The sequence below is a fragment of the Microcoleus sp. S36b_A4 genome (assembly GCF_036700645.1).
Classification (GTDB): Bacteria; Cyanobacteriota; Cyanobacteriia; order Cyanobacteriales; family Microcoleaceae; genus Microcoleus.
In genome coordinates this window covers 27,605-47,426 of record NZ_JAUBPI010000030.1, presented here as the reverse complement: position 1 = coordinate 47,426, position 19,822 = coordinate 27,605, and the positions used below count along the sequence as shown (strand labels likewise).

The following is a 19,822-nucleotide window of genomic DNA, read 5'->3' as shown; positions in this document are numbered from 1 at the left end:
GCACAGATAAGTCCAAATTAAGCCAAGCCACAAGTTATTCGTCACCGGATTTGATCTCAGAAGTTATTAGTCAGAAAGCAGCGGTCAAGATCATTATTTGGCTTGTAAACTGAGGATTATGGATTGACACAGGAGGAATTTATGCCGTCGGAAAACCAAGACTTGCTCAAAACTCAAACACCTGAGAGTCCAAAGTTGCCAGTTCCCTCAGATATTTTGTTGAGCTTGGTCGCTTTACCCATGCTGGGCGGGTTGGTGGCGGCTAAAGCTGCTGCTGAGTTTGTTGCGTCGATCGGCGTTGAAAGCGAAGAAGTCTTTCGGGGTTCGCGCCTTCCCGTACTCAACTTTCCTCAATCACAGGATTAGAAAGCCCAAGGAAGGATGCTGCTAGAAGTTAAATTTTGTGACCCCGCCCAACAACGCATACCAGCCCGCGACTCCTGTCTTGGAGAGATAAAAATTTTCGACCCTAGTTTAACTTCCCAGATTCATCTTGGGAGTAAATCTAAAATCGTTCGACTGAGCGCGACTCGACGCTCGCGCTAAGACGTTCGTCTCACGCCGATCGTCTAAAATCTCAAACTGCAAGTTAACTGACCTGAAAGCTTGACAAGAAGTACAATCCGTGCTGTGAGAATTGGTCTTTCCTTATACTTTGTACATAAGTGCCTTCTACTTTCTACGTTGCAATAAGTTGTCTCAAATTTGACTGCAAACAAAAGTGTTTTAGGCGAAACTAAACCATACAATTTTCTTGACACCCGCAGCTATTGAGGAACAGCCCGATGAGTTCAGTCCTCCAGTCTTCAGAACAGGCTATTGATACAACATCTATTTCCCATTCTCCCGCTTACTCAAAATCAGACCTGTTTCTGCGAAATCGCCTCAAAGTTGTAGAGGACTTGTGGGAATCGGTGCTGCGACAGGAGTGCGGGCAGGAATTGGTGGATTTGCTCCAACAAATGCGATCGGTCAATTCCGCCGAGGGACAGGCCACTCACTTTCGCGAGTCGAATGTCGTACAGCTAATCGAAAAGCTCGACCTCAACGCCGCCATCCGCGCCGCTAGGGCTTTTGCACTGTATTTTCAGTTGATCAACATTGTCGAACAGCACTACGAACAGCGAGACCAACAGCTAGCTTACGCTAGCAGCAACGATGCTGGTGGGCGGATGTTTTCTAAGCTGCCAGGACAAGCAACTGATGCCCCCGATCGCCCACGCCACCGGGAAGGCCCAGTCCCAGCCCAAATGGCTTTGAGCAAGGCAGACAGCAACGAGATGATCACTCGTGATGCCGGCACTTTTCACCAACTGTTCCCGATGCTGCTGCGCTTGAACGTGCCCAGCCAGCAAATCCAACGCTTGATCGATCAGTTAGACATCCGCTTGGTATTCACCGCTCACCCGACGGAAATTGTTCGCCACACGATCCGCACCAAACAGCGACGAATGGCGAAGATTCTCCAACAGCTAGACCAAGTTGACGAGAAATTTCAGGTACTTGGGGCCGACTCTCAAAGCCCCTACCCGGTGTCTTGCTGGGAAGCAGCCGCTCTCCAAGAGCAACTGATGGAAGAAATTCGCCTATGGTGGCGCACTGACGAACTGCACCAGTTCAAGCCGACTGTGCTTGACGAGGTGGAGTACACTCTCCACTACTTCGATGAAGTGCTGTTTGATGCGATTCCCGAACTCTACCACCGCTTAAAGCAAGCTCTGCACGCTTCTTACCCTTATCTGAAACCGCCTAGTTACAATTTTTGCAAGTTCGGTTCTTGGGTGGGTTCGGACAGGGACGGCAATCCTTCTGTGACTCCGAAAGTTACTTGGCAAACCGCTTGCTATCAGCGCCATTTGGTGCTGTGTAAGTACATCAACGCCGTGAAGCGGCTGAACGAACTTTTGAGTTTGTCGCTGCACTGGAGTGACGTGCTGCCGGAATTGCTCGAATCTCTCGATCGCGACAAATCGGAATTTCCGGATGTTTACGAGCAATGGGCAATCCGCTACCGCCAAGAACCTTATCGGTTGAAGCTGGCCTACGTGCAGCAGCGACTGGAAAATACGCGCGATCGTAATTGGCGCCTCTACAAAGGTGACGAGTTGCAGCGGGAACGCGAAGCTTTGTCGGAAAATCCCGGAATGACCGGCCTTTATCGATCGGGTACTGAGTTTTTGACCGAGTTGCAGCTCATCGAGCGCAATTTAGTGGAAACAGGTTTGAGCTGTCGGGACTTGGAAAATCTGCTGTGCCAAGTAGAAATTTACGGATTTAATTTGGCTTACCTTGATATCCGCCAAGAGTCAACAGTACACTCCGACGCTTTGAGCGAAATTGCTGAATACTTGCAAATTTTGCCCAAGCCGTACAATCAAATGTCGGAATGCGATCGAATTATTTGGCTCGCAACGGAACTGCAAACTCGTCGCCCTTTAATTCCAGCAGAATTGCCTTTTTCTCCCAAAACTTGCGAGACTATTAATACCTTCCGAATATTGCGGCAAATGCAGCAGGAGTTTGGCCCGGAAATTTGCGAAACTTATGTCATTAGCATGAGCCACGATGTCAGCGATTTACTAGCAGTTTTGCTGTTAGCAAAAGAAGCAGGACTTTACGATCCAGCGACAGGAATTAGCAGTATTCAAGTAGTTCCTCTGTTTGAAACAGTGGAAGATTTGAAAAAAGCGCCGGAAGTTATGCAGCAAATATTTGATTTACCCCTTTATCGCGCCTTGCTAGCAGGAGGATACGCGCAGGAACTAGCGGTAAAAAACGCAGAAGATCTCAAATGCCCAATCGAAATCCTCAAATTGCAAGAGGTGATGCTGGGATATTCTGACAGCAATAAAGATTCTGGTTTCCTCAGCAGCAATTGGGAAATACACAAAGCTCAAAAGGCTTTGCAAATGGTGGCAGAAAAACACGGTGTAGAGTTGCGGATTTTTCACGGCCGAGGCGGTTCAGTAGGGCGCGGCGGCGGGCCTGCTTACAAGGCAATTTTGGCTCAGCCTGGAAAGAGTATTAGTGGGCGAATTAAGATTACTGAACAAGGCGAGGTTTTGGCTTCTAAATATTCTTTGCCGGAGTTGGCGCTTTACAATTTGGAAACAGTGGCGGCGGCGGTAATTCAAGCTAGTTTGCTGCACACTGGTTTTGATGGCATCGACCCTTGGAATGAGATTATGGAGGAGTTGTCGGCGAGATCGCGATCGCACTACCGCCATTTAATCTACGAACAGCCGGATTTAGTTGATTTCTTTCACCAAGTTACCCCGATTCAAGAAATCAGCCAGTTGCAAATTAGTTCTCGTCCGGCCCGGCGCGGGGGCAAAAAAGACATCAGCGGTTTGCGAGCAATTCCGTGGGTGTTTAGCTGGACTCAAAGCCGCTTTTTGCTGCCTTCTTGGTACGGTGTCGGCACAGCTTTGCAAGAGTTTTTGCTGGAGGAACCGGAAGAACACATGAAGCTTTTGCAGTATTTCTACTTGAAATGGCCATTTTTTAGAATGGTAATTTCTAAAGTTGAAATGACTTTATCTAAGGTGGATTTGCAGATTGCAGAACACTACGTGCAGGAGTTAGCTTTGCCTGCTGACAAGGAGCGTTTTAAGGCTTTATTTGATCAAATTGCTGCCGAATTTCACTTGATTCGCGATTTGGTTTTAACGATTACCGGACACCAACGTTTGTTGGACGAAGATCCATCGCTGCAGCGATCGGTGCAGTTGCGAAATGCGACGATTGTGCCTTTGGGTTTGTTGCAGGTTTCGCTGCTGAAACGCTTGCGGCAGCATGGTAGTGGCGGGGTTCCGGGGGTGATTCACTCGCGTTACAGCAAGGGTGAATTGTTGCGGGGAGCTCTGCTGACGATTAATGGAATTGCTGCGGGGATGCGGAATACGGGCTAGGCAAATAGTTTTGAGTTGTGAATTAGTGGTGAGGTGCGCGATGGAGCACCTTGCTACTGGTAGTTTCCGAATTCGCGCGCCCATTGTAGTCACAGCCATAGGAAACTGTTCCCTATCCTAGCTGAGATTTTTGTATGTTTAAACGCAAACAGTCTAAAGCTTGTCGCCCGATGCTCCGGCGAACTTTTTTATTTTTAACGGGCATCGCTTTGGCGCGGGCTGCGGCTGACTATTTTGCGATCGCCAAAAACCGAGATACTTTCTTGACTCTGGCGGCTCAACTGTGGCAAAAGTCACTCGCTTTTTTATCAAGTATACAATCAAATCAAACTCCTCAACCTCTCCCTACCAATCCCATTGTAAAATCGGCAAAAACCAATCAACCTCTGCCGAGTAATCCTATTGTAAAATCGCCCGAAAATTCTCCGGTCACGCAACCGTCTCAACCTCAAATTATCAAACGTTCTGCTAAGCAAGCAAAACCCGTACAAGTCAGCAGCCAAAATGTAGCTGGCGCAAGTTTTTATCTCACAACTATTGACCTCGCAGACCCGGAAATTTATCTCACAATTGGGTTAGCTAATTATGCAGCTTTTGCAAATACTTCTAAAGTAACGCGGGGCGACGAGCCTTTTGAAAATATGGTGTCGCGTTACCGGGCTGCTGTTGTTGCTAACGGGACTTTTTTTGGTAAAGATGAGCAGAAATCTGTGCTGGGAAATATGGTGGCAGCGGGTAAGTTTATGAAATACAGCAGATGGGAAAATTACGGCACGACTTTGGGAATTAAAGCGGGAAATCAATTGGAAATGGTGACGGCTAGAACTGAAGGTAAGCCGGATTGGAGTCAATATTGGTTTTCTCTGACCAAGAATTTCAAAGGTGGTACCCGCCACGTGATTTATCCGTGGAATCAATTCTTTAATCGAAAATCGAAAATCCTCAAGAAAGAGCATTTATCTCGCGCAAGTCAATCTAAAATCTAAAATCTAAAATCTAAAATCGATTGACTTGCGGGCCGAGATTGGTTAAAGGGGGGAAGGTTTGGCTGTCTCCTTTATCGGAAGGTTTTAAAGATGCTGGTGTTTTGGGCGTGGGTTCGAGAACGGCGATCGGCTTTCCGGCTTCGAGAGATAAGTTATTTTTGGTGACTTTTCTTGATAGTTTGTCTTTGGAAGCAGAAGCTAAAGTTATGCAGGCGATCGGCTGTTTTGAAGCGATGAATTTGGACGGGGGCGCTTCGGTGGGTTTGGCTCATCAGGGGCAGATTTTATTGCCGCCGGGACGGAATTTGACGAATGTACTGGTGGTTTACGATAAAGAATATCCGGCGCCGGCTCAGTTAAAACAGTCTTGGGAACGCTTTCAAAAGGGCTCTCGACCAACGCCGGACAAATCAGTGTTTTTTGATTGATCTAGCAGCAGGAAGTTCGGCAACGCGCAGTGAATCGGGATCTAACGGATGGCAGAAAGAACGAAAAAGGAAGAAGGAATCGAGGGAGCATCCCGATTTTGGGTAGTGCACCCTCGGGAGGATGAGAAAATTAGAGACAATGCTATAACCAGTGGTTGGGATACGTCCTTTCTGCCGCTAAATTATTAAAGATGACGGCGCACAAGACCAAGATTATTGATCCCTCAAAAGCAGGTGTTAGCAAAAATTTCCAGTCTGGTTGGGTCATCATGACGACTAAGGCAACTGCTCCCGAAGGGGGATGTAGAGTTCTGGTAATCTGCATAATTCCGATCGCACTAGAAACAGCCATTCCCATCGCCCAGGGAGAAGAACCGACAAAATGCAGAATGATTAAACTGGTGAGAGCAGCTAAGAAATTCCCCCCAATGACATTCCGGGGTTGAGCCAAGGGGCTGTCAGGGACACCAAATATCAGAACGCTTGTAGCGCCAAACGGAGCCATTAGTAAAGGAGAATTAGTTTTTATAGCAAGATAGGACGTTGCAGTAATTGCCAAAAAACTACCAATCCAACTCCAAAAAATATGCCGAGGATGAGGTCTGTCTATGGGGCAGCTCAATGGACACGATCGCCATCTTCCAAAGGTTTTAAACCAATAACTTTCCCATTTCAGTTGAATTTTTTTAGGGTCAATCATAAATCAGGTTACTTGATAACCAGGCTTCTTAAATTGTCTGAACTAGCCTCCGGTAAAGTTAAGATATCATAACAATTGGTCAAAAAGTAGTTAAAAGCACAGATTTTTTACTTCTATGCCGATCAAGCTGCCGCTAACCACTCGGTTGGAACTCACATCTTGCACCATTCTCAAGAAAAGGCAAGATGCCTGTTCCACAAAGAGTAGATTTTCCTCTTGTGGAACGGGTCCCAGAGCCCGTTCATCAAAGGCTTATTGACAATGGTGCAACATCTCAGTTGGAACTGACTAGCGAGTTTGGTCGGTTTGGCAACAGACGTTATCGGCAGTCGCAAAACTTCACCGTTAGCCGTCAGAGTTATTGATGAGGGTAAAGCGAGAGGTTATTTGTAAGGTGCGAGGCCCAGTAAGCGTAAGCTGGATTGGAGTCAATATTGGTTTTCTTTGACTTGCGGGCCGAGATTGGTTAAAGAGGGGAAAGTTTGGCTGTCTCCTTTATCGGAAGGTTTTAAAGATTCTCATGTTGTGGGCGTGGGTTCGAGAACGGCGATCGGCTTTCCGGCTTCGAGAGAGAAGTTATTTCTGGTAACTTTTTTTGATAGTTTGTCTTTGGAAGCAGAAGCTAAGGTTATGCAAGCGATGCGTCCCGCCCTCGCCCGTGCTACGGCTGTTTTGAAGCGATGAATTTGGACGGTGGTGCTTCCGTAGGTTTGGCTCATCAAGGGCAGATTTTATGGCCGCCGGGACGGAATTTGACGAATGTCCTGGTGGTTTACGATCGCGAATATCCAGATCCTGCTCAATTAAAACAGTCTTGGGAACGCTTTCAAAAGGGATCTCGACCAGCACCGGACAAATCAGTGTTTTTTGATTGAATCGGCAATTACTATAATATGAAGTAAGCTTTTGCAGGCAAAGATTATGACAGCAACAAAAGAAAGAACTTGGACAGTCGAAGAATATCACCGCATGATTGAAGCTGGCATTCTCACTGAAGGTGATAAGATTGAATTGCTAGAGGGGAGAATTGTTGAAATGAGCGCACAAACTCCACCCCATGCTGCTACAACCCAACGCAGCGATCGATATCTACAACACCTGCTAAGAGATTTAGCAGCAATTCGCGTGCAGTTGCCAATTACTTTAGCAACTTCGGAACCGGAACCAGATATAGCAGTTGTTTGTATCGATCCGGGAGATTATCGCGACCATCACCCAAATCCTAGCGAAATCTTGCTGTTAATTGAAGTTTCCTACTCGACCTTACAAATTGACCGCCGGGAAAAGGCACCGATTTATGCTAGAGCAAATATCCCTGAATATTGGATTTTAGATGTAGCTGCGCGCGAGGCATATATTTACCGGAATCCTGCACCGGGAGGCTATCAATCTGAGATAGTTGTTGCAGATAATGCTGTGATTAGAATGCTAGCTTTTCCTGAGATTGAAATTAGTTTTTCAGAACTGTTTTTGCCTGTTTAGTTTTAGTTTTTTTTGAGCTTTAACCGCAGATGGGATCAGACAAACGCAGATGGACGCAGATAAAGAGTTAAAACCAAGATTTTTGGGAGTGGTTTAAATTTCAAAGTCGTGGTAAAATGGAGAAATGAATTCAATGGCGTTTTATTTAAAATATTGAATTATTAGACCGACTTCGGCAGTTATCCCCTGCTGAGAAGTTTCAAACAATGCAGTTCTTAATGGCTGAATTCGCGAAAGCCATTGGATAATGGCGCGGGTTATCGTGTTTGGTCGCCTTATGATTATGGTGATGCTGCTCAGAAATTAATGAGCTTATTAGAACAAGAAGAAGCGCAAGAAGAAAATGTGAAATGCTCTTAGCTGTTTCACCAGAAAGCTATAATTGAGGAAATTATTTGTAATGTTAGAATTCTCTTTAGAAAATCTTTCCGAAAAAATACATTCCGGCAAGACAAAAGATTATTTTCAAGAAGTTCTATCTTCGTACCACAATGGCAACTATCGTTCCGCAGTGGTAATGCTTTGGTCTGTCGCTGTTTGTGACATAGTTTATAAACTTGAATATCTTATTGATTTATATCAAGACAAAGATGCCAAATCAATTCTTAATGACCTTACAAAATTACAAAAGGATAATCCCAAATCATCCTCTTGGGAAGTTAAACTGATTGAGGATACCCATGCAAAGACAAATCTGTTGGATAACTCAGAATATGAAAATCTGCTATATCTTCAAAAGCAACGCCATCTATCCGCTCACCCTATATTAGACTCAGATAGACAATTACATACACCTAACAAAGAAACTGTGAGGGCGCTGATTAGAAATACTCTGGAGGATTTGCTTATAAAGCCGCCTTTCTACACGAAAAAAATAATTGACGAACTTTTAGAGGATATTGCGGAAGCAGCGCCAGCACTTAAGACTACACAAAAAGTAAAAAAATATCTAGAAAGTCGATATTTAAGTAAACTTAAACCTGAAGTTGAACTTTCTATTTATAGAAGTTTGTGGAAGTTGGTATTTAAGCTGGACAACGAAAAGTGCAGAAAAAACAGAGTTATCAATTTGCGAACACTTGAGGTAATCGGAAATCGGCACCCCGAAAGTATTCTCAACCAAATAAAAGGAGAGAAAGACTATTATAGTAATGTTTCATCGAGTCCGCGCACTTTGGATTCTTTAGTAATTTATTTGTCACAAAATCATAAAATTTATTATCTTCTTAATGTAGAGGCGATACTTAAAATACAGCATAATGTTAAAACTACTAACACAAGCAAAATCTTTGGATGGTTTGTGAAGAATAATTTAGATGTACACTATCAAGACATCTTATCTTTGATAGAAAACGATATTAACTTCAATTTTACGGAGGGAGAATTAAATTTTTTGCTTAAGACACCTGATACAGAAGAGTGGCAACATTTATTTTGTCGCATACTATCTAGTTATTACTGTGCTAGCACAGGATTTGATGAGGCAAACTCTCGATTTCAGGAAGCCATATCTCCTTACCTTGAATTCTTTAATAAAGAGGCAATAGTGTTTTTGATTGAGCAAATTGAACAAAATAAGCAGGTATATGGGCGCCGAAAAGCAAAAGAAGAACACAAAGAAATCAAGGAAAAGCTTTTTCAATTACACGGACAGGAATTCGACTTGAACCCTTACCCAAATTTCAAGGGAACTGTGATGGAAGATGAAGGCTAAGTCAGCTAACTAATCAAAAAACCTCCTCATCCGCTTTCGACGGATAAACCCACGACCCAATCAGCCCGCATAACTCCCCTAGTTAATAGTTTGTGGGTAAGTCCTGTGTTCGCTAGGGAGAGTTTTCCCACTCGGCGGTAAGCTTGCGGAAATTGTATTGAGATGCACCGGGATGACAAGTAACGCAACTGCTGATATTTGCGGGTTGCGACAGCTTGACTTTGGGGTGCAGTGCTTTGAAATAACGAGAACTGGCGACTCGGTAGGCGATTTCTTCGTCTTTGGCTTGGGGACGGGAAAAAGTTTGCAGGTAGTTCCAGACTAGCAGGCGGGGCGGGTCTACTAGCAGTTTGATGGTTTGTCCGTAGTGTTGGGAATCTTGCAGCAATCTGCGCCAAGTTTCTGTAGGTAATACTTGCGGCGGTAAAGCGATGTGACAGGTGGCGCAGTTTTCTAGGTATAGTTGCTGTCCGAGTTGGTAGCGTTCGGGGATGCGATCGACAGTTCCAGTATCCTCGATCGAAGAAACCTGAGCAAGTCGCGCGGGAGTGCGAGAGTAGGCAGTCTGAGCAGCAACCCATCCGCCGCAGGTACAGCAGATAATTATCAACAATAGCAACGTTGAGTAAAGCCCCCGCAAGCCTACTCTGCGACGTTTGCGGGGTTTTTCCTGTTTCATAATTCTGAATTTATTTTTGGTTAAATTACTGGTATGCTCATGCCTTCGCGGGCTAAGCAGCTATTGGCGAACGCTGCCTGCACCTCTGCTTCTGTACGATCAAGAAAATTGTCGTCGTGGCCCGGATCGTGGTGAAACATCACGATTTTTTTGACTCCCGCAGCTTTCGCTATTTCTACTCCTGCTTGCCAAGTCGAGTGTCCCCAGCCGACTTTTGGGGTTTTGAAGTCGTAATACTCTTCGTTGGTGTAGTTGGCGTCGTAAATCAGCACGTCGGCGTTGCGAGCTAGGTGTAACACGTTGTCGTCGAGGCGATCGGGAAAATGTTCTGTATCGGTGCAGTAGACGGCTGTGTGTCCCTCCCAGGTGACTCGATATCCGATCGCCGTATTAGGATGGTTCAGCAGTGCCGTTTCTATTTTCACATCGTCGAGTTCGATAATATCCCCAGGGGTCAAATCGTTGAATTTGAGGTCGGACTGCATGACTTGGATGGGGACGGGAAAATTGGGGTGCACCATTTGGTCAGCAAGACGGTGTTTGATGGTAGTGCCGTTGGGGGCGATCGCACCGTAAATGTGAAAGCAGTTCCCTGGGATAAAGGCGGGAGTAAAGAACGGAAACCCTTGAATGTGATCCCAGTGAGTGTGGCTGAAAAACATATGGGCTTCCACCGGCATTTGCCGCAGCAAGTTTAGGCCCAGAACTCGCAGGCCCGTACCGCCGTCAAAAATCAGGCGTTTTTTGCCCAAGCGCATTTCTACACAGGAGGTGTTGCCTCCGTAGCGCAGTGTTTTGGTGCCGGGGGTGGCGATGCTGCCCCGCACGCCCCAAAACTGAACGACAAACTCGGTCAAAGGACTATTTTCCATAGTGGGTTTGTGATCGGAAGGCTGTGGATTGGGTAGAGAGGGTGCGGAATCTGGCATTTTTTTTAGTTTTGGCGGCAGGAACTTGGGAGTTGAAATCTTAGTTTTTACTTTTTAGTTTTTAGCAATCTGTACTATAATAAAGCCCTTGATCGGGAAACTATTCGAGTGCCTAATACTTGGGCTGTTAGAATTCTCAACCTTACCGATTCGTGTAGGAGACGTCACGCTTAAGAGATTATTTTTTGCATCATGCGGGCTGCCCGCCGTGTTATGTGTTCTGAGATTAAGATAGCGCCGAATAAGAGTGTTCGGGTAAAACTTCCTCCGCCGTATAACTCATTCTCCAGAGGTAGAATTTGCGCTTCATCTTACTCTATGAGTAGTATTTTTTTCAAGATTGGGGCCGGGGCGGGGTTTTCAGGAATGCTGTTCCGGTGAGTCGGCATTCACGACTGATTTGACATTCTACCCATCTGTTCCTCGACTGCATCGCCTCACGTGCAGCATCGCCTTAAGTTCTGCCCCCTGAGTTTTTAGTCGGGTTGCAGTCGAGGAGTGTGGGCTAGGGGCTTATTTGCGATCGGCTGCGATGCACTTTTCCACTAAGGGCATTACTTGATCGACATCTTGCCAACCCAGAATTTCCGTGACTTTTTTCTCCAAATTTTTGTAGGTTCTAAAAAATTCGGCTATTTCGTCCAAGCGGTGGGGGGCTACGTCTTTGAGGGACTTATAGTGAGCATAGCGGGGGTCTTTGTCGGGAACGCACAAAAGTTTTTCGTCCCTGTCGCCTCCGTCGATCATTTCCAGCATTCCGATCGGACGGGCTGCGATTATGCACCCTGGAAATGTGGGCTCATCCATCATCACCATGCCGTCGAGGGGGTCGCCATCATCGGCTAAGGTATTGGGTATGAAGCCGTAGTCACACGGATATTGGACTGAGGAAGAAAGCACCCGATCGAGAGCAAAGGCTTGCAAGTCTTTATCAAATTCGTACTTGTTTTTGCTACCGGCGGTAATTTCGATGAGGACGTTGAGCAGTCCTGGTTTCGGCTGTGCCGGAATTAGCGATAAGTCCACAACAATATCTCCAAGTTAACAGATGATTGGGATGAGTGCTACTTGCCAAATCCCTTTGATAGCATTTTACGGGCGATCGGGATCGATGCTGCATGAGATTGACCGAAAGCGGGGGAGTGTGTCGCCGGCTGGGATAATACACTGGACAAGCGAGATGCCCATCCCACACAAGAGAGAGGGGACGGGCGGGGCGCCGATCCCACAGTTTGAGAGGGGAATGGTTTGTTTGGGCGAGGGAGATATTTTCAGAACCATTTATTCTGTTTACCGTCTGTCAAAATTATTTTAATTTTCAAACCCAACCACTGGCTCAGTTCTGTTGCTAACCACTTGATTTCTGATTCACTTAGTCCCTCCTTCTCTCCTAACTGATATTTGTGGTTGCCTGCTTGAACTATCATCTGATAGACTTTCCCTAATCTCACTTCCGAGTGGCCCTTCTGCATAAGTAATGATGCCGCTTGATATAACTCTCTAGGGATTGAAAAAGCAAAAATCATAACTTTTATAACTTTTACACCAATACCGCTGTTTCTATATTCACGTTGTTGAATTTCCAAGTGGCAAATCTCGTTTCTGGGAGATGGCTTGGCATGATTCCATCTCAACCCCAGTAGATGGCTGCTACAGGAGATTTGCTGGCGATCGATTCTGAGGCGCCTTTCTCGAAATAGTGCAAATATCAACTTTAGTCCTGCCATACATAACAAACTTCCTGATATTATTATAAAAAATTGGGGATTTATCTTTAACGCATCGCTCAACATATCCCTTGCTATAAATGAGACAGGACTCGCAGATACCACAGCCGAAAGCGTGGCAATTAAACCAAAACCGATGCCTTTTGCCGGAATTACAATTTCTATAAACTCCGAATTTTTTGTAAGTTTAATATCGCTGCCTTGTGGCTGCTGCACCACCATAGGACTTTTGTTGATAAGGTGGGGATTTTTAAGCCCTCGCCATGCTTCCCTAGCCGAAGATAACCGTTTGGACAAACTTGGTTCTGTCATCCACTCCAGCCAATCTATTAAATTAGGATTGACCTGCGGTACCCGATCGGCAAATTGAATTTTCAAATCCTGCTGCGACAGTTCGGTGGGATGCAAACCCGTTACCAAATAAATTAAAGTTGCACCTAAACCGTAGAGGTCAGAAGCCGGAACCGAGCGTCCGCCAAATTGTTCGGGTGCCATATACCCGTAAGTTCCCACTACTGTAATTGTGCCGCCAAATTTTGCAGTTTGGTTCTGCACAGAACCGAAATCAACTAAATAAACTTGTCCGACCGAGTTACCTGATCTGCTGTGCAGTAAAATATTACTGGGTTTAATGTCACGGTGAATAACAGGCGGATTTTGCTTGTGCAAATAATTCAAAATTGCTAACAGCGATTTAGCTAATTGTTTTACCTCGCTTTCGCTAAAAGTACGCCCCGATCGCAAATGCTCTTGCAAAGTTTTTCCTTCTACATAAGTCTGTACCAGCGCAAAGCTTTTACTGTTTAGTTCGTCAATTTCCAGGTAATCGAGGTAGCGCGGAATTGCTGGGTGAGAAAGTGCTTTTAAAGTTTCCGCTTCCCGTTCAAATAGCTTGAGGTCTTGCCATTCAAAATCGCGGCCGAGGAATAGTTGTTTGATGACAACTAATTCTTGAGTTTGTAAGTCACGAGCTAGCAGCGTTTGGCGACCAGTTTGTTTTCCTAGTTGCCGCTGCACTTCGTAGCGTTCTGCTAATATTTTGCTAGTCATATTTTTTTACATGAATTTGAGTTTGAGGGGAGCGTCGGGGTTCAGAAACCGGGTTGTTTAGCGAGTCTAACGGTTGTAATGCGTCTTTTCGTAAAAACCCGGTTTATTTGCTCGGAGTGAGTCCAGAACTGTAAATTTTAGATTACAGTCCACTTTCTTTTTGATACCACCGGGCAATAGACTTGCTACTTGCCCCCATTGACAGTCCTGCAATTAGCGACGGTGCTAGCACGAAAATAATCTCAAAACTCAAATCGTTTAGCTTATTCCAACCCATTATCCGAAAGTAGACGATGCTTATCGAGGTACAGAGTACAATACTAATTGCAGTTAAAACCTGTCGGTGAAGTTTGGGATTAGTTAGGGGAAAAAACCACAAGCGCGTCACAATTCCTACGATTATTCCGTTCCCCAACCCCAGCAGCAAGCCGAGAAAAAGACCGATAAATCCTCCTAAAATTGTCGCCACTACCGGAAAAATAAAGGTTCCGTAAATTGCTGCACAAGATCCTACGCCTAGAGTTCCCATCCAAGTGCTGCGCCCGATCGCATTCTTGAACAACCTAGAGGTATCTAGCGTTTTTCCCAGTCTCAATGTCTGGGAATATTTATTTATTTCCTGTGGTTTTTCTAGAACTTCTTTTGCTATTTGGACTGAGGCGGGACGGCATTCTAAAGTCGGATGCGTCATCCACTTCAGCCAATTGGTAAAACCGGGACTGAGTTTGGTCAATTGCTCGAACTCGATCTGTAAATCTTGCTGTGGCAAGTCGGCAGGATGCTGCTTGGTAATTAAGGCGATTAATGTTGCTCCCAAGCTGTACAAGTCGGAAGCGGGAACTGCTCTGCCTCCAAATTGTTCGGGCGGCATATAGCCGTAGGTTCCGACAACGGTGACTGTTTTCCCTTGTTGAGTTGCTAGGGTTTGAACTGCACCGAAATCGACTAGGTAGACTTCGCCGACGCTGTTTCCCGATCGATTTTTGAGTAAAATATTGCTGGGTTTAATGTCGCGGTGAATGACGGGGGGCTGTCGCTGGTGCAGGTAGGCGAGGATGTCTAATAATGCTGTTGCTAATTGTTTGACTTCTCTTTCGCTGAAGGTGCGGCCGTCTGAGAGATATTCTTGTAGGGATTTGGCTTCGATGTAAGTCTGAACTAGGGCGAATCCTTTGCGCTTGGGCGTGTCGATTTCAAAGGAGTCGAGATATCGGGGAATTGCCGGATGGGATAGGGATTTTAAGGTTTCGACTTCTCGCTGGAACAGTTTTAAGTCTTCCCAGTTAAAGTCGCTGCTGAATGAGAGGAGTTTGACTACTACTTGCTGTTGGGTTTTTAAGTCGCGGGCGAGTAAAGTTTGCCTTCCTGCTTGCTTGCCGAGCCGCCGATCGCACTGATAGCGATCGGCTAATATTTCTTTTGACAAATCGCCGATGTTTTGTCCGCTCATGTTCTCTTGCCCTAGAACCGATTAAACCTAGTGTAGTTGACAAAAGTGCAATAATCGGAAATGTTCGGGCTACGGCAAAAAAAATTTTATGTCAAAGAGCACCTGTCTTTAAGAGCGATCGATCTCGCACAATAAAGATGCCCCTGAGTGAAGCTTGAATTTAATTTTGGATTTGCTTGTAAATTGACTGCACTACGTCGAGCAGGCTCAAGACTTGCTGCCATTCGGGGGCATCGGGGTTGTAGCTTTTGGCGCGCTGAGTTTTCAAACTGTGGTGCAAAAGGGAAAGCAGCGCGTCTGGAGACTGTACGGAATTGTCATCTTCATCTGCTGGGGTTTGGGCTGCATTTTCTTCGATATCTTCTTTAATTTTTTGTGCTCGATCTGCCAGGGCTAAAGATCTGCCTGCAAGGTTTTCCGGCATTTTGGGCTGTTCGGACAAAGACGCGCTGGTTAGTTCTACCAATAGTTGGCAGACTCGATCGACCCATTCGTGATCGTTTACTGAAAAGGAACCAGATTTGAACACTTGCCCGTCAGGTCTTTGCTGAATGCTTTGTACCTTCTGGATCAGAGGGATAGCCTTAACAGTGATGTTTTCCGGGATTCTGGGGATATCTGACAGGGAGCTGCGAGCAATCTCCAGCAATAGTTGGTAAACCTGATCTACCCACTCAACATCTCCCGATTGCGAATTCCAATTATTCATAACTGACGCTAGTGGTTTTCTATATCTAAGACTAGAACATTGACTATCTGCGAACGAAGCTCTTTTTAGGAGCCGGTAACGCTATTAAGACTTACGCGGGCGGGGTGAGAAACCCGGTTTTTGAGCGGATGTTTCGTCGGCTTTCTCCAAGATTTTTCTCAGAAACCGGGTAACGCTGCCGCCAGTCCTAACTATTTTTAAGCGCTTCAAATAATAGAAGTGCTAAGTTTGTTGCGGTAGGTAGTGCGAACGAAACACGTAGGGCGAAACCCCGGCATCTCGCTTGCAAATTCAAATCCGGTTATATAACCATAATACCTGTTGGAGCTTATTTACAATTACCTCAATAGGATATTCAGGTTAATTGCTGGTGGGATGGGAGGCGCACCCCCGATCGCGATCGCCCCCGCCCCGAACCCTGACGCCACCGCGAGGATTTGCTGTGGGCTACTGCTATTTTTCTGTGAGATTCCACACACCATCCCAGTTGAGTACGTCTGAAAAACTATGCTGAAATAACATACAGCGATCGACGTGCAATTTAGCTGCCTTGTTTTTCGGGTCAACTTTCAGAACGACCTCAAATTCGCCTGCAGCGTCTTTAAAGGCTTGCTTGGCTTTTGGTTCTAAAGCTTTCTTAAACTCGCTCAGCAGTTTTTTCACCCGATCGAGTCCCAGGTTTTCAAATTCCTCATCTAACATTTCTGCAACTGTCTCGCAGGCCCGACTTTTAATTTTCGCCTGCAATAGCTGCCTGATCTCTGCTGGTTTCAGCCGTTTGATTTGAGGATTTGATGGTTCTAAGATGTCTGCTTCCAACAGCTTTTTGACATCGCCTTCTTGCAAGTATTTAATATCATCTGCTGATAAGGGCTTGATTTTTGCTTGCAGCAGCATTTTGGCTTCGTCTTCGGAGAGGTTTTTGATGCCTTCCAATTTCAGCAGTTGGATTTCTGGCTGCAACAGTACGATGAGTTTGTCTGCTTCGGACAGGTTTTTCGGGTCGTACTCTGACAGCTTTTTCAGTTGATGTAACAGGTTCTTGAGTTCGTGTTCCAACTGTTGCTCTAACTTGTAATTGGAGAGGTTCTTAATCTCTGCCTCCGGCATTTCGGCGACATTATCTAAGATATTTTTCACCTCACTCTCAGAGAGTCTTTGGTGGACTGGAGTTTTGTAATGTTCGCGCCCCTTGGTGTAATGTTCTATAACTTGTTGCTGTGTTTCGGTTAGTGACTTGCCCACTGGGGAGTATCCCTCGCGGATGCCGACGAGTTCGTAAACGATTACGGGTTCGCTTTTGCCTTTGACAGTAATAAAATCGAGTTCCCGCACGTAGAGTCTATCTTTGTATTCTCTGTAAGTATTGTCGCTGATGATCAAGTCGGTGCCGTACTGCTTGCTGGCGCCTTCTAAGCGAGAGGCGAGGTTTACGCCGTCTCCGATCGAAGTCAATTCCATGCGTTTGCTACTACCGATGTTGCCGCTAACAACTTCATCGGAATGTACGCCCATACCGATGCCGATCGGCAGTTCGCCATGTGCCATACGCTCTCGATTAAACTCAGCCAGTTTTTCCCGCATTTTCACCGCCGTTTGCATGGCGCACCAAGCATGATCCTCTAGGGGCGCTGGAGAGCCAAAAACTGCCATCAGAGCGTCGCCGATGTATTTGTCGAGAGTCCCTCCGTACTCGAATACGACATCTACCATCACTTCAAAATATTTATTCAGCATCACTACCACTTCTTCGGCTTGCAATTTTTCCGTAAGTGTGGTATAGCTGCGAATATCTGAGAACAGCACCGAAACGTTTTTGCGCTTACCGCCCAATCCAGTATCCCCTGAAGCTAACAAAGCTTCGGCTACTTCTGGAGTCATGTAACGGTACATCAAGTTTTTGACTTGCTTGGCACTGCTAATATCTTCCATGACAACTAACGCACCGTTGACCTTGTTGGGGTCGGTAGCGTCAGTCATTGAATTAATCGAGAGATTGATACTCTGCGATTCTCCTTCAAAGGAAAGCAAAACTTGATCTGGGTAATACTGCTGGCGGTCGTTATCGTCTTCTGGAGACAAAGACGCATCAAACCACTTGGCAAAATCACCTTTTTCTAACTTAATTAACTCGCGCAAAGATTGACCTTCGGCTAATTCAGCATCGCTGACACCCAGTAATTTTTTGGCACTGGGATTTGTCGCTACTATATTGCCTTTTTTATCTGTAGAAATCACACCGTTAGTCAAGGCGTGGAGCATATCTTTTTGTCTTTGTTCTTGCTGTTTGACTTCGGCAAACAGTTTGGCGTTTTGCAGCGCGACTCCTGCTTGGATGTTAAACGCCTTCATAAATTCCATGTCATTGCGATTGAAACTCGCTTTCCACTGTTCGGGGGCGTGAGGCCAATCTTGGGGGTTGTAGGGGGGGAATTCTCCTTGTCGTTTTTTATTAACTAATTGGGTGACGCCAATCAATTTTTTGTCCGAGTTAAAGACTGGCATACAAAGCATACTGCAAGTGCGGTAGCCCGACTTTTGATCTACTTCTTTGGAAGTGGCTGCGCGGGGGTCGTCGTACACGTCAAAGGGAATCAGCAGCGGTTCGCTAGATTGGGCGACGATGCCTGCAAAACCGGCGGTTCTGGGTATGCGAATTTCTTTCAAGTTGCCCGCCATCGGGATTTTCGTCCACAGTTCGTCTTTCTCTTCGTCGATCAGCCACAGGGTGCTGCGATCGGCGTTCATGAGTTCTTGGGCCTGATCCATCACCCTTTTTAGGGTATCTTCTAAGTCTAAACTGCTCTGAGAAAGAGCGTTTACGGCATTCATCAGCGCCGTTGCTGCTCGTTGTCTCTGAGTTGCTGCGTAGAAAGATTTGGACGATTCTAGAATTAAGCGAATCGAGGGAGCAAATTCTTTAAAAACTTGTTCGTCTTCTTTAGTAAATCCGTGCCTGTCTATTTGTTCGTCTAAAGTTGGGTATTTTTCGTGATTTGGTCTTAATTTATTAATCAGTTGAACAACTGCTACTAACTCTTTTGTGTCTTCATTAATCAGGGGCATTGCCAGCATTGTATAAGTGCGGTAGCCCGTTTTTTCGTCAAATTTTTTGGCATTAGCCGATCGTTCGTCGTTGTAAAAATCGTAAGGGATATTAACCACTTTTTGGAACGTGGCTACTTCTCCGGCAATGCCTACATGGGCGGGAACTCTGATTTCTAGGTTTTTGCCATTTTCGTCTTTAGCAACGATCGCCCAGAGTTCATTTTTTTCGTCGTCTAATAAAAATATCGTGGTGCGATCGGCATTCAGCAATTCCCCTGTTTTGAGGGTAATCGACTGCAACATCTCGTTGAGTATGGCATCAAATCCCTCGCTCTCCAGGATATTGTCGAGCATTCCCAGCGTTTGATTGACAACCTTAAGTTTGTCTTCTACTTCCTTAACTACTACTGTGAAACTTTGCTTATTTAGAAGGTCAAGAATGCCAGAGAGGTTTCCTTGGCGCGGGATAATTGCACTGCTCCTAATTTCCGGGGGAGAATAATGTTCCTGATGATGATTTTCACCGCCGACAACAGCGACATCAATCACGTTGTCCAGAGAAGAGTAATTGGTGGAAGATGCAGATTTCATAGACCTTTACAGAAGCTTAAGTGTAAGGGTTAGTCTCTAAGCCAAGAGAGCGGGGAAGTTGATTAGTGAGTCACTTGTCGCACAAGACTCAAGTATGTGTGAAAGTATTTCCCAGTTTACAGAACTCCGGCCACAAGACAAGGGAAATTCAGTTGACCTTGTTGCTGAACGGAGGGTGGGAGAGTAACGAGGCGGTGGGAGTGCTGCAATCTTTTTACAGAGCGCCAATCTTGTTTAAAAGGTTTATTAACTGATTTTGACATTGTGCGTGCCTGGTTTAAGTATGTTCTACCGAGCTTTGAGCCGATCGCCCGCAGAAGAATGCGTACTGGCGGGAAGACTGCTGAAAGAGGGGTGGCCTTGTGGGACTAGCCGCAATTGTGACACTACCAGTTGCTAGTGATGTGTGCCCTTCTCT

The 19,822-nt window shown here is 45.7% G+C and carries 16 protein-coding genes; 8 read left to right on the top strand and 8 right to left on the bottom strand.

All coding sequences use genetic code 11. The features are described 5' to 3' along the window. The first annotated feature begins 123 nt into the window (after positions 1 to 123). From QUA03_RS12095 to QUA03_RS12080, 4 genes are all read left to right on the top strand, one after another. On the top strand, positions 124 to 366 hold the full coding sequence (locus QUA03_RS12095; RefSeq protein WP_333212348.1) for a hypothetical protein: 243 nt from the start codon (positions 124 to 126) through the stop codon (positions 364 to 366). A gap of 419 nt (positions 367 to 785) precedes the next feature. Continuing rightward, positions 786 to 3,911, top strand: a complete 3,126-nt coding sequence (gene ppc, locus QUA03_RS12090; RefSeq protein WP_333212347.1) for a phosphoenolpyruvate carboxylase — start codon at positions 786 to 788, stop codon at positions 3,909 to 3,911. Between the two features lie 134 nt (positions 3,912 to 4,045). Continuing rightward, complete coding sequence (locus QUA03_RS12085) at positions 4,046 to 4,897, top strand: hypothetical protein (protein WP_333212344.1); 852 nt, start codon at positions 4,046 to 4,048, stop codon at positions 4,895 to 4,897. Positions 4,898 to 4,917: 20 nt separating this feature from the next. Beyond that, positions 4,918 to 5,325 carry a phosphodiester glycosidase family protein gene (locus tag QUA03_RS12080; RefSeq protein ID WP_333212342.1) on the top strand — a complete coding sequence of 136 codons (408 nt, stop codon included), beginning with the start codon at positions 4,918 to 4,920 and terminating at the stop codon, positions 5,323 to 5,325. A gap of 142 nt (positions 5,326 to 5,467) precedes the next feature. Here the strand turns inward: QUA03_RS12080 and QUA03_RS12075 are convergent, their stop codons facing one another. Beyond that, positions 5,468 to 6,025, bottom strand: a complete 558-nt coding sequence (locus tag QUA03_RS12075) for an HPP family protein (RefSeq protein WP_333308827.1) — start codon at positions 6,023 to 6,025, stop codon at positions 5,468 to 5,470. Positions 6,026 to 6,487: 462 nt separating this feature from the next. On the opposite strand from QUA03_RS12075, the gene QUA03_RS12070 reads away from it, so the two are divergent. The 4 genes from QUA03_RS12070 to QUA03_RS12055 all read left to right on the top strand — a co-directional run bounded on the left by QUA03_RS12070 (position 6,488) and on the right by QUA03_RS12055 (position 9,221). Then, entirely contained in the window at positions 6,488 to 6,709 is a 222-nt protein-coding gene (locus QUA03_RS12070; protein ID WP_333212338.1) for a hypothetical protein, read from the top strand. After that, positions 6,706 to 6,900, top strand: a complete 195-nt coding sequence (locus QUA03_RS12065) for a hypothetical protein (RefSeq protein WP_333212336.1) — start codon at positions 6,706 to 6,708, stop codon at positions 6,898 to 6,900. Before QUA03_RS12070 ends, QUA03_RS12065 begins: the two co-directional genes overlap by 4 nt. Before the next feature lie 46 nt (positions 6,901 to 6,946). Then, positions 6,947 to 7,507, top strand: coding sequence for a Uma2 family endonuclease (locus tag QUA03_RS12060; protein WP_333212334.1), 561 nt, complete (start codon positions 6,947 to 6,949; stop codon positions 7,505 to 7,507). Between the two features lie 400 nt (positions 7,508 to 7,907). Continuing rightward, positions 7,908 to 9,221 (top strand): hypothetical protein, encoded by a 1,314-nt coding sequence (locus tag QUA03_RS12055; protein ID WP_333212332.1) that lies wholly within the window; start codon positions 7,908 to 7,910, stop codon positions 9,219 to 9,221. 112 nt (positions 9,222 to 9,333) lie between these two features. On the opposite strand, the gene QUA03_RS12050 is transcribed toward QUA03_RS12055, so the two are convergent. The 7 genes from QUA03_RS12050 to QUA03_RS12020 form a co-directional block, all read right to left on the bottom strand. After that, positions 9,334 to 9,900, bottom strand: coding sequence for a diheme cytochrome C (locus tag QUA03_RS12050; RefSeq protein ID WP_333212330.1), 567 nt, complete (start codon positions 9,898 to 9,900; stop codon positions 9,334 to 9,336). Positions 9,901 to 9,920: 20 nt separating this feature from the next. Continuing rightward, complete coding sequence (locus tag QUA03_RS12045) at positions 9,921 to 10,829, bottom strand: MBL fold metallo-hydrolase (RefSeq protein WP_333212328.1); 909 nt, start codon at positions 10,827 to 10,829, stop codon at positions 9,921 to 9,923. A gap of 513 nt (positions 10,830 to 11,342) precedes the next feature. After that, complete coding sequence (locus tag QUA03_RS12040) at positions 11,343 to 11,855, bottom strand: inorganic diphosphatase (RefSeq protein ID WP_006634582.1); 513 nt, start codon at positions 11,853 to 11,855, stop codon at positions 11,343 to 11,345. A gap of 245 nt (positions 11,856 to 12,100) precedes the next feature. After that, positions 12,101 to 13,606: a serine/threonine-protein kinase gene (locus tag QUA03_RS12035; RefSeq protein WP_333212326.1), complete on the bottom strand. Its 1,506-nt coding sequence runs from the start codon at positions 13,604 to 13,606 to the stop codon at positions 12,101 to 12,103. Between the two features lie 142 nt (positions 13,607 to 13,748). Next, positions 13,749 to 15,056, bottom strand: a complete 1,308-nt coding sequence (locus QUA03_RS12030) for a serine/threonine-protein kinase (RefSeq protein ID WP_333212325.1) — start codon at positions 15,054 to 15,056, stop codon at positions 13,749 to 13,751. Between the two features lie 160 nt (positions 15,057 to 15,216). Next, positions 15,217 to 15,765 (bottom strand): inorganic pyrophosphatase, encoded by a 549-nt coding sequence (locus tag QUA03_RS12025; protein WP_333212323.1) that lies wholly within the window; start codon positions 15,763 to 15,765, stop codon positions 15,217 to 15,219. Between the two features lie 453 nt (positions 15,766 to 16,218). Continuing rightward, positions 16,219 to 19,404 carry a GAF domain-containing protein gene (locus QUA03_RS12020; protein WP_333212320.1) on the bottom strand — a complete coding sequence of 1,062 codons (3,186 nt, stop codon included), beginning with the start codon at positions 19,402 to 19,404 and terminating at the stop codon, positions 16,219 to 16,221. Positions 19,405 to 19,822: the final 418 nt, after the last annotated feature.

Coding starts and splice junctions, on each gene's coding strand:
- ppc (WP_333212347.1), top strand. CDS start 786: ATGAGTTCAGTCCTCCAGTCTTCAGAACAGGCTATTGATACAACATCT.
- QUA03_RS12085 (WP_333212344.1), top strand. CDS start 4,046: ATGTTTAAACGCAAACAGTCTAAAGCTTGTCGCCCGATGCTCCGGCGA.
- QUA03_RS12075 (WP_333308827.1), bottom strand. CDS start 6,025: ATGATTGACCCTAAAAAAATTCAACTGAAATGGGAAAGTTATTGGTTT.
- QUA03_RS12065 (WP_333212336.1), top strand. CDS start 6,706: ATGAATTTGGACGGTGGTGCTTCCGTAGGTTTGGCTCATCAAGGGCAG.
- QUA03_RS12060 (WP_333212334.1), top strand. CDS start 6,947: ATGACAGCAACAAAAGAAAGAACTTGGACAGTCGAAGAATATCACCGC.
- QUA03_RS12055 (WP_333212332.1), top strand. CDS start 7,908: ATGTTAGAATTCTCTTTAGAAAATCTTTCCGAAAAAATACATTCCGGC.
- QUA03_RS12050 (WP_333212330.1), bottom strand. CDS start 9,900: ATGAAACAGGAAAAACCCCGCAAACGTCGCAGAGTAGGCTTGCGGGGG.
- QUA03_RS12045 (WP_333212328.1), bottom strand. CDS start 10,829: ATGCCAGATTCCGCACCCTCTCTACCCAATCCACAGCCTTCCGATCAC.
- QUA03_RS12035 (WP_333212326.1), bottom strand. CDS start 13,606: ATGACTAGCAAAATATTAGCAGAACGCTACGAAGTGCAGCGGCAACTA.
- QUA03_RS12030 (WP_333212325.1), bottom strand. CDS start 15,056: ATGAGCGGACAAAACATCGGCGATTTGTCAAAAGAAATATTAGCCGAT.
- QUA03_RS12025 (WP_333212323.1), bottom strand. CDS start 15,765: ATGAATAATTGGAATTCGCAATCGGGAGATGTTGAGTGGGTAGATCAG.
- QUA03_RS12020 (WP_333212320.1), bottom strand. CDS start 19,404: ATGAAATCTGCATCTTCCACCAATTACTCTTCTCTGGACAACGTGATT.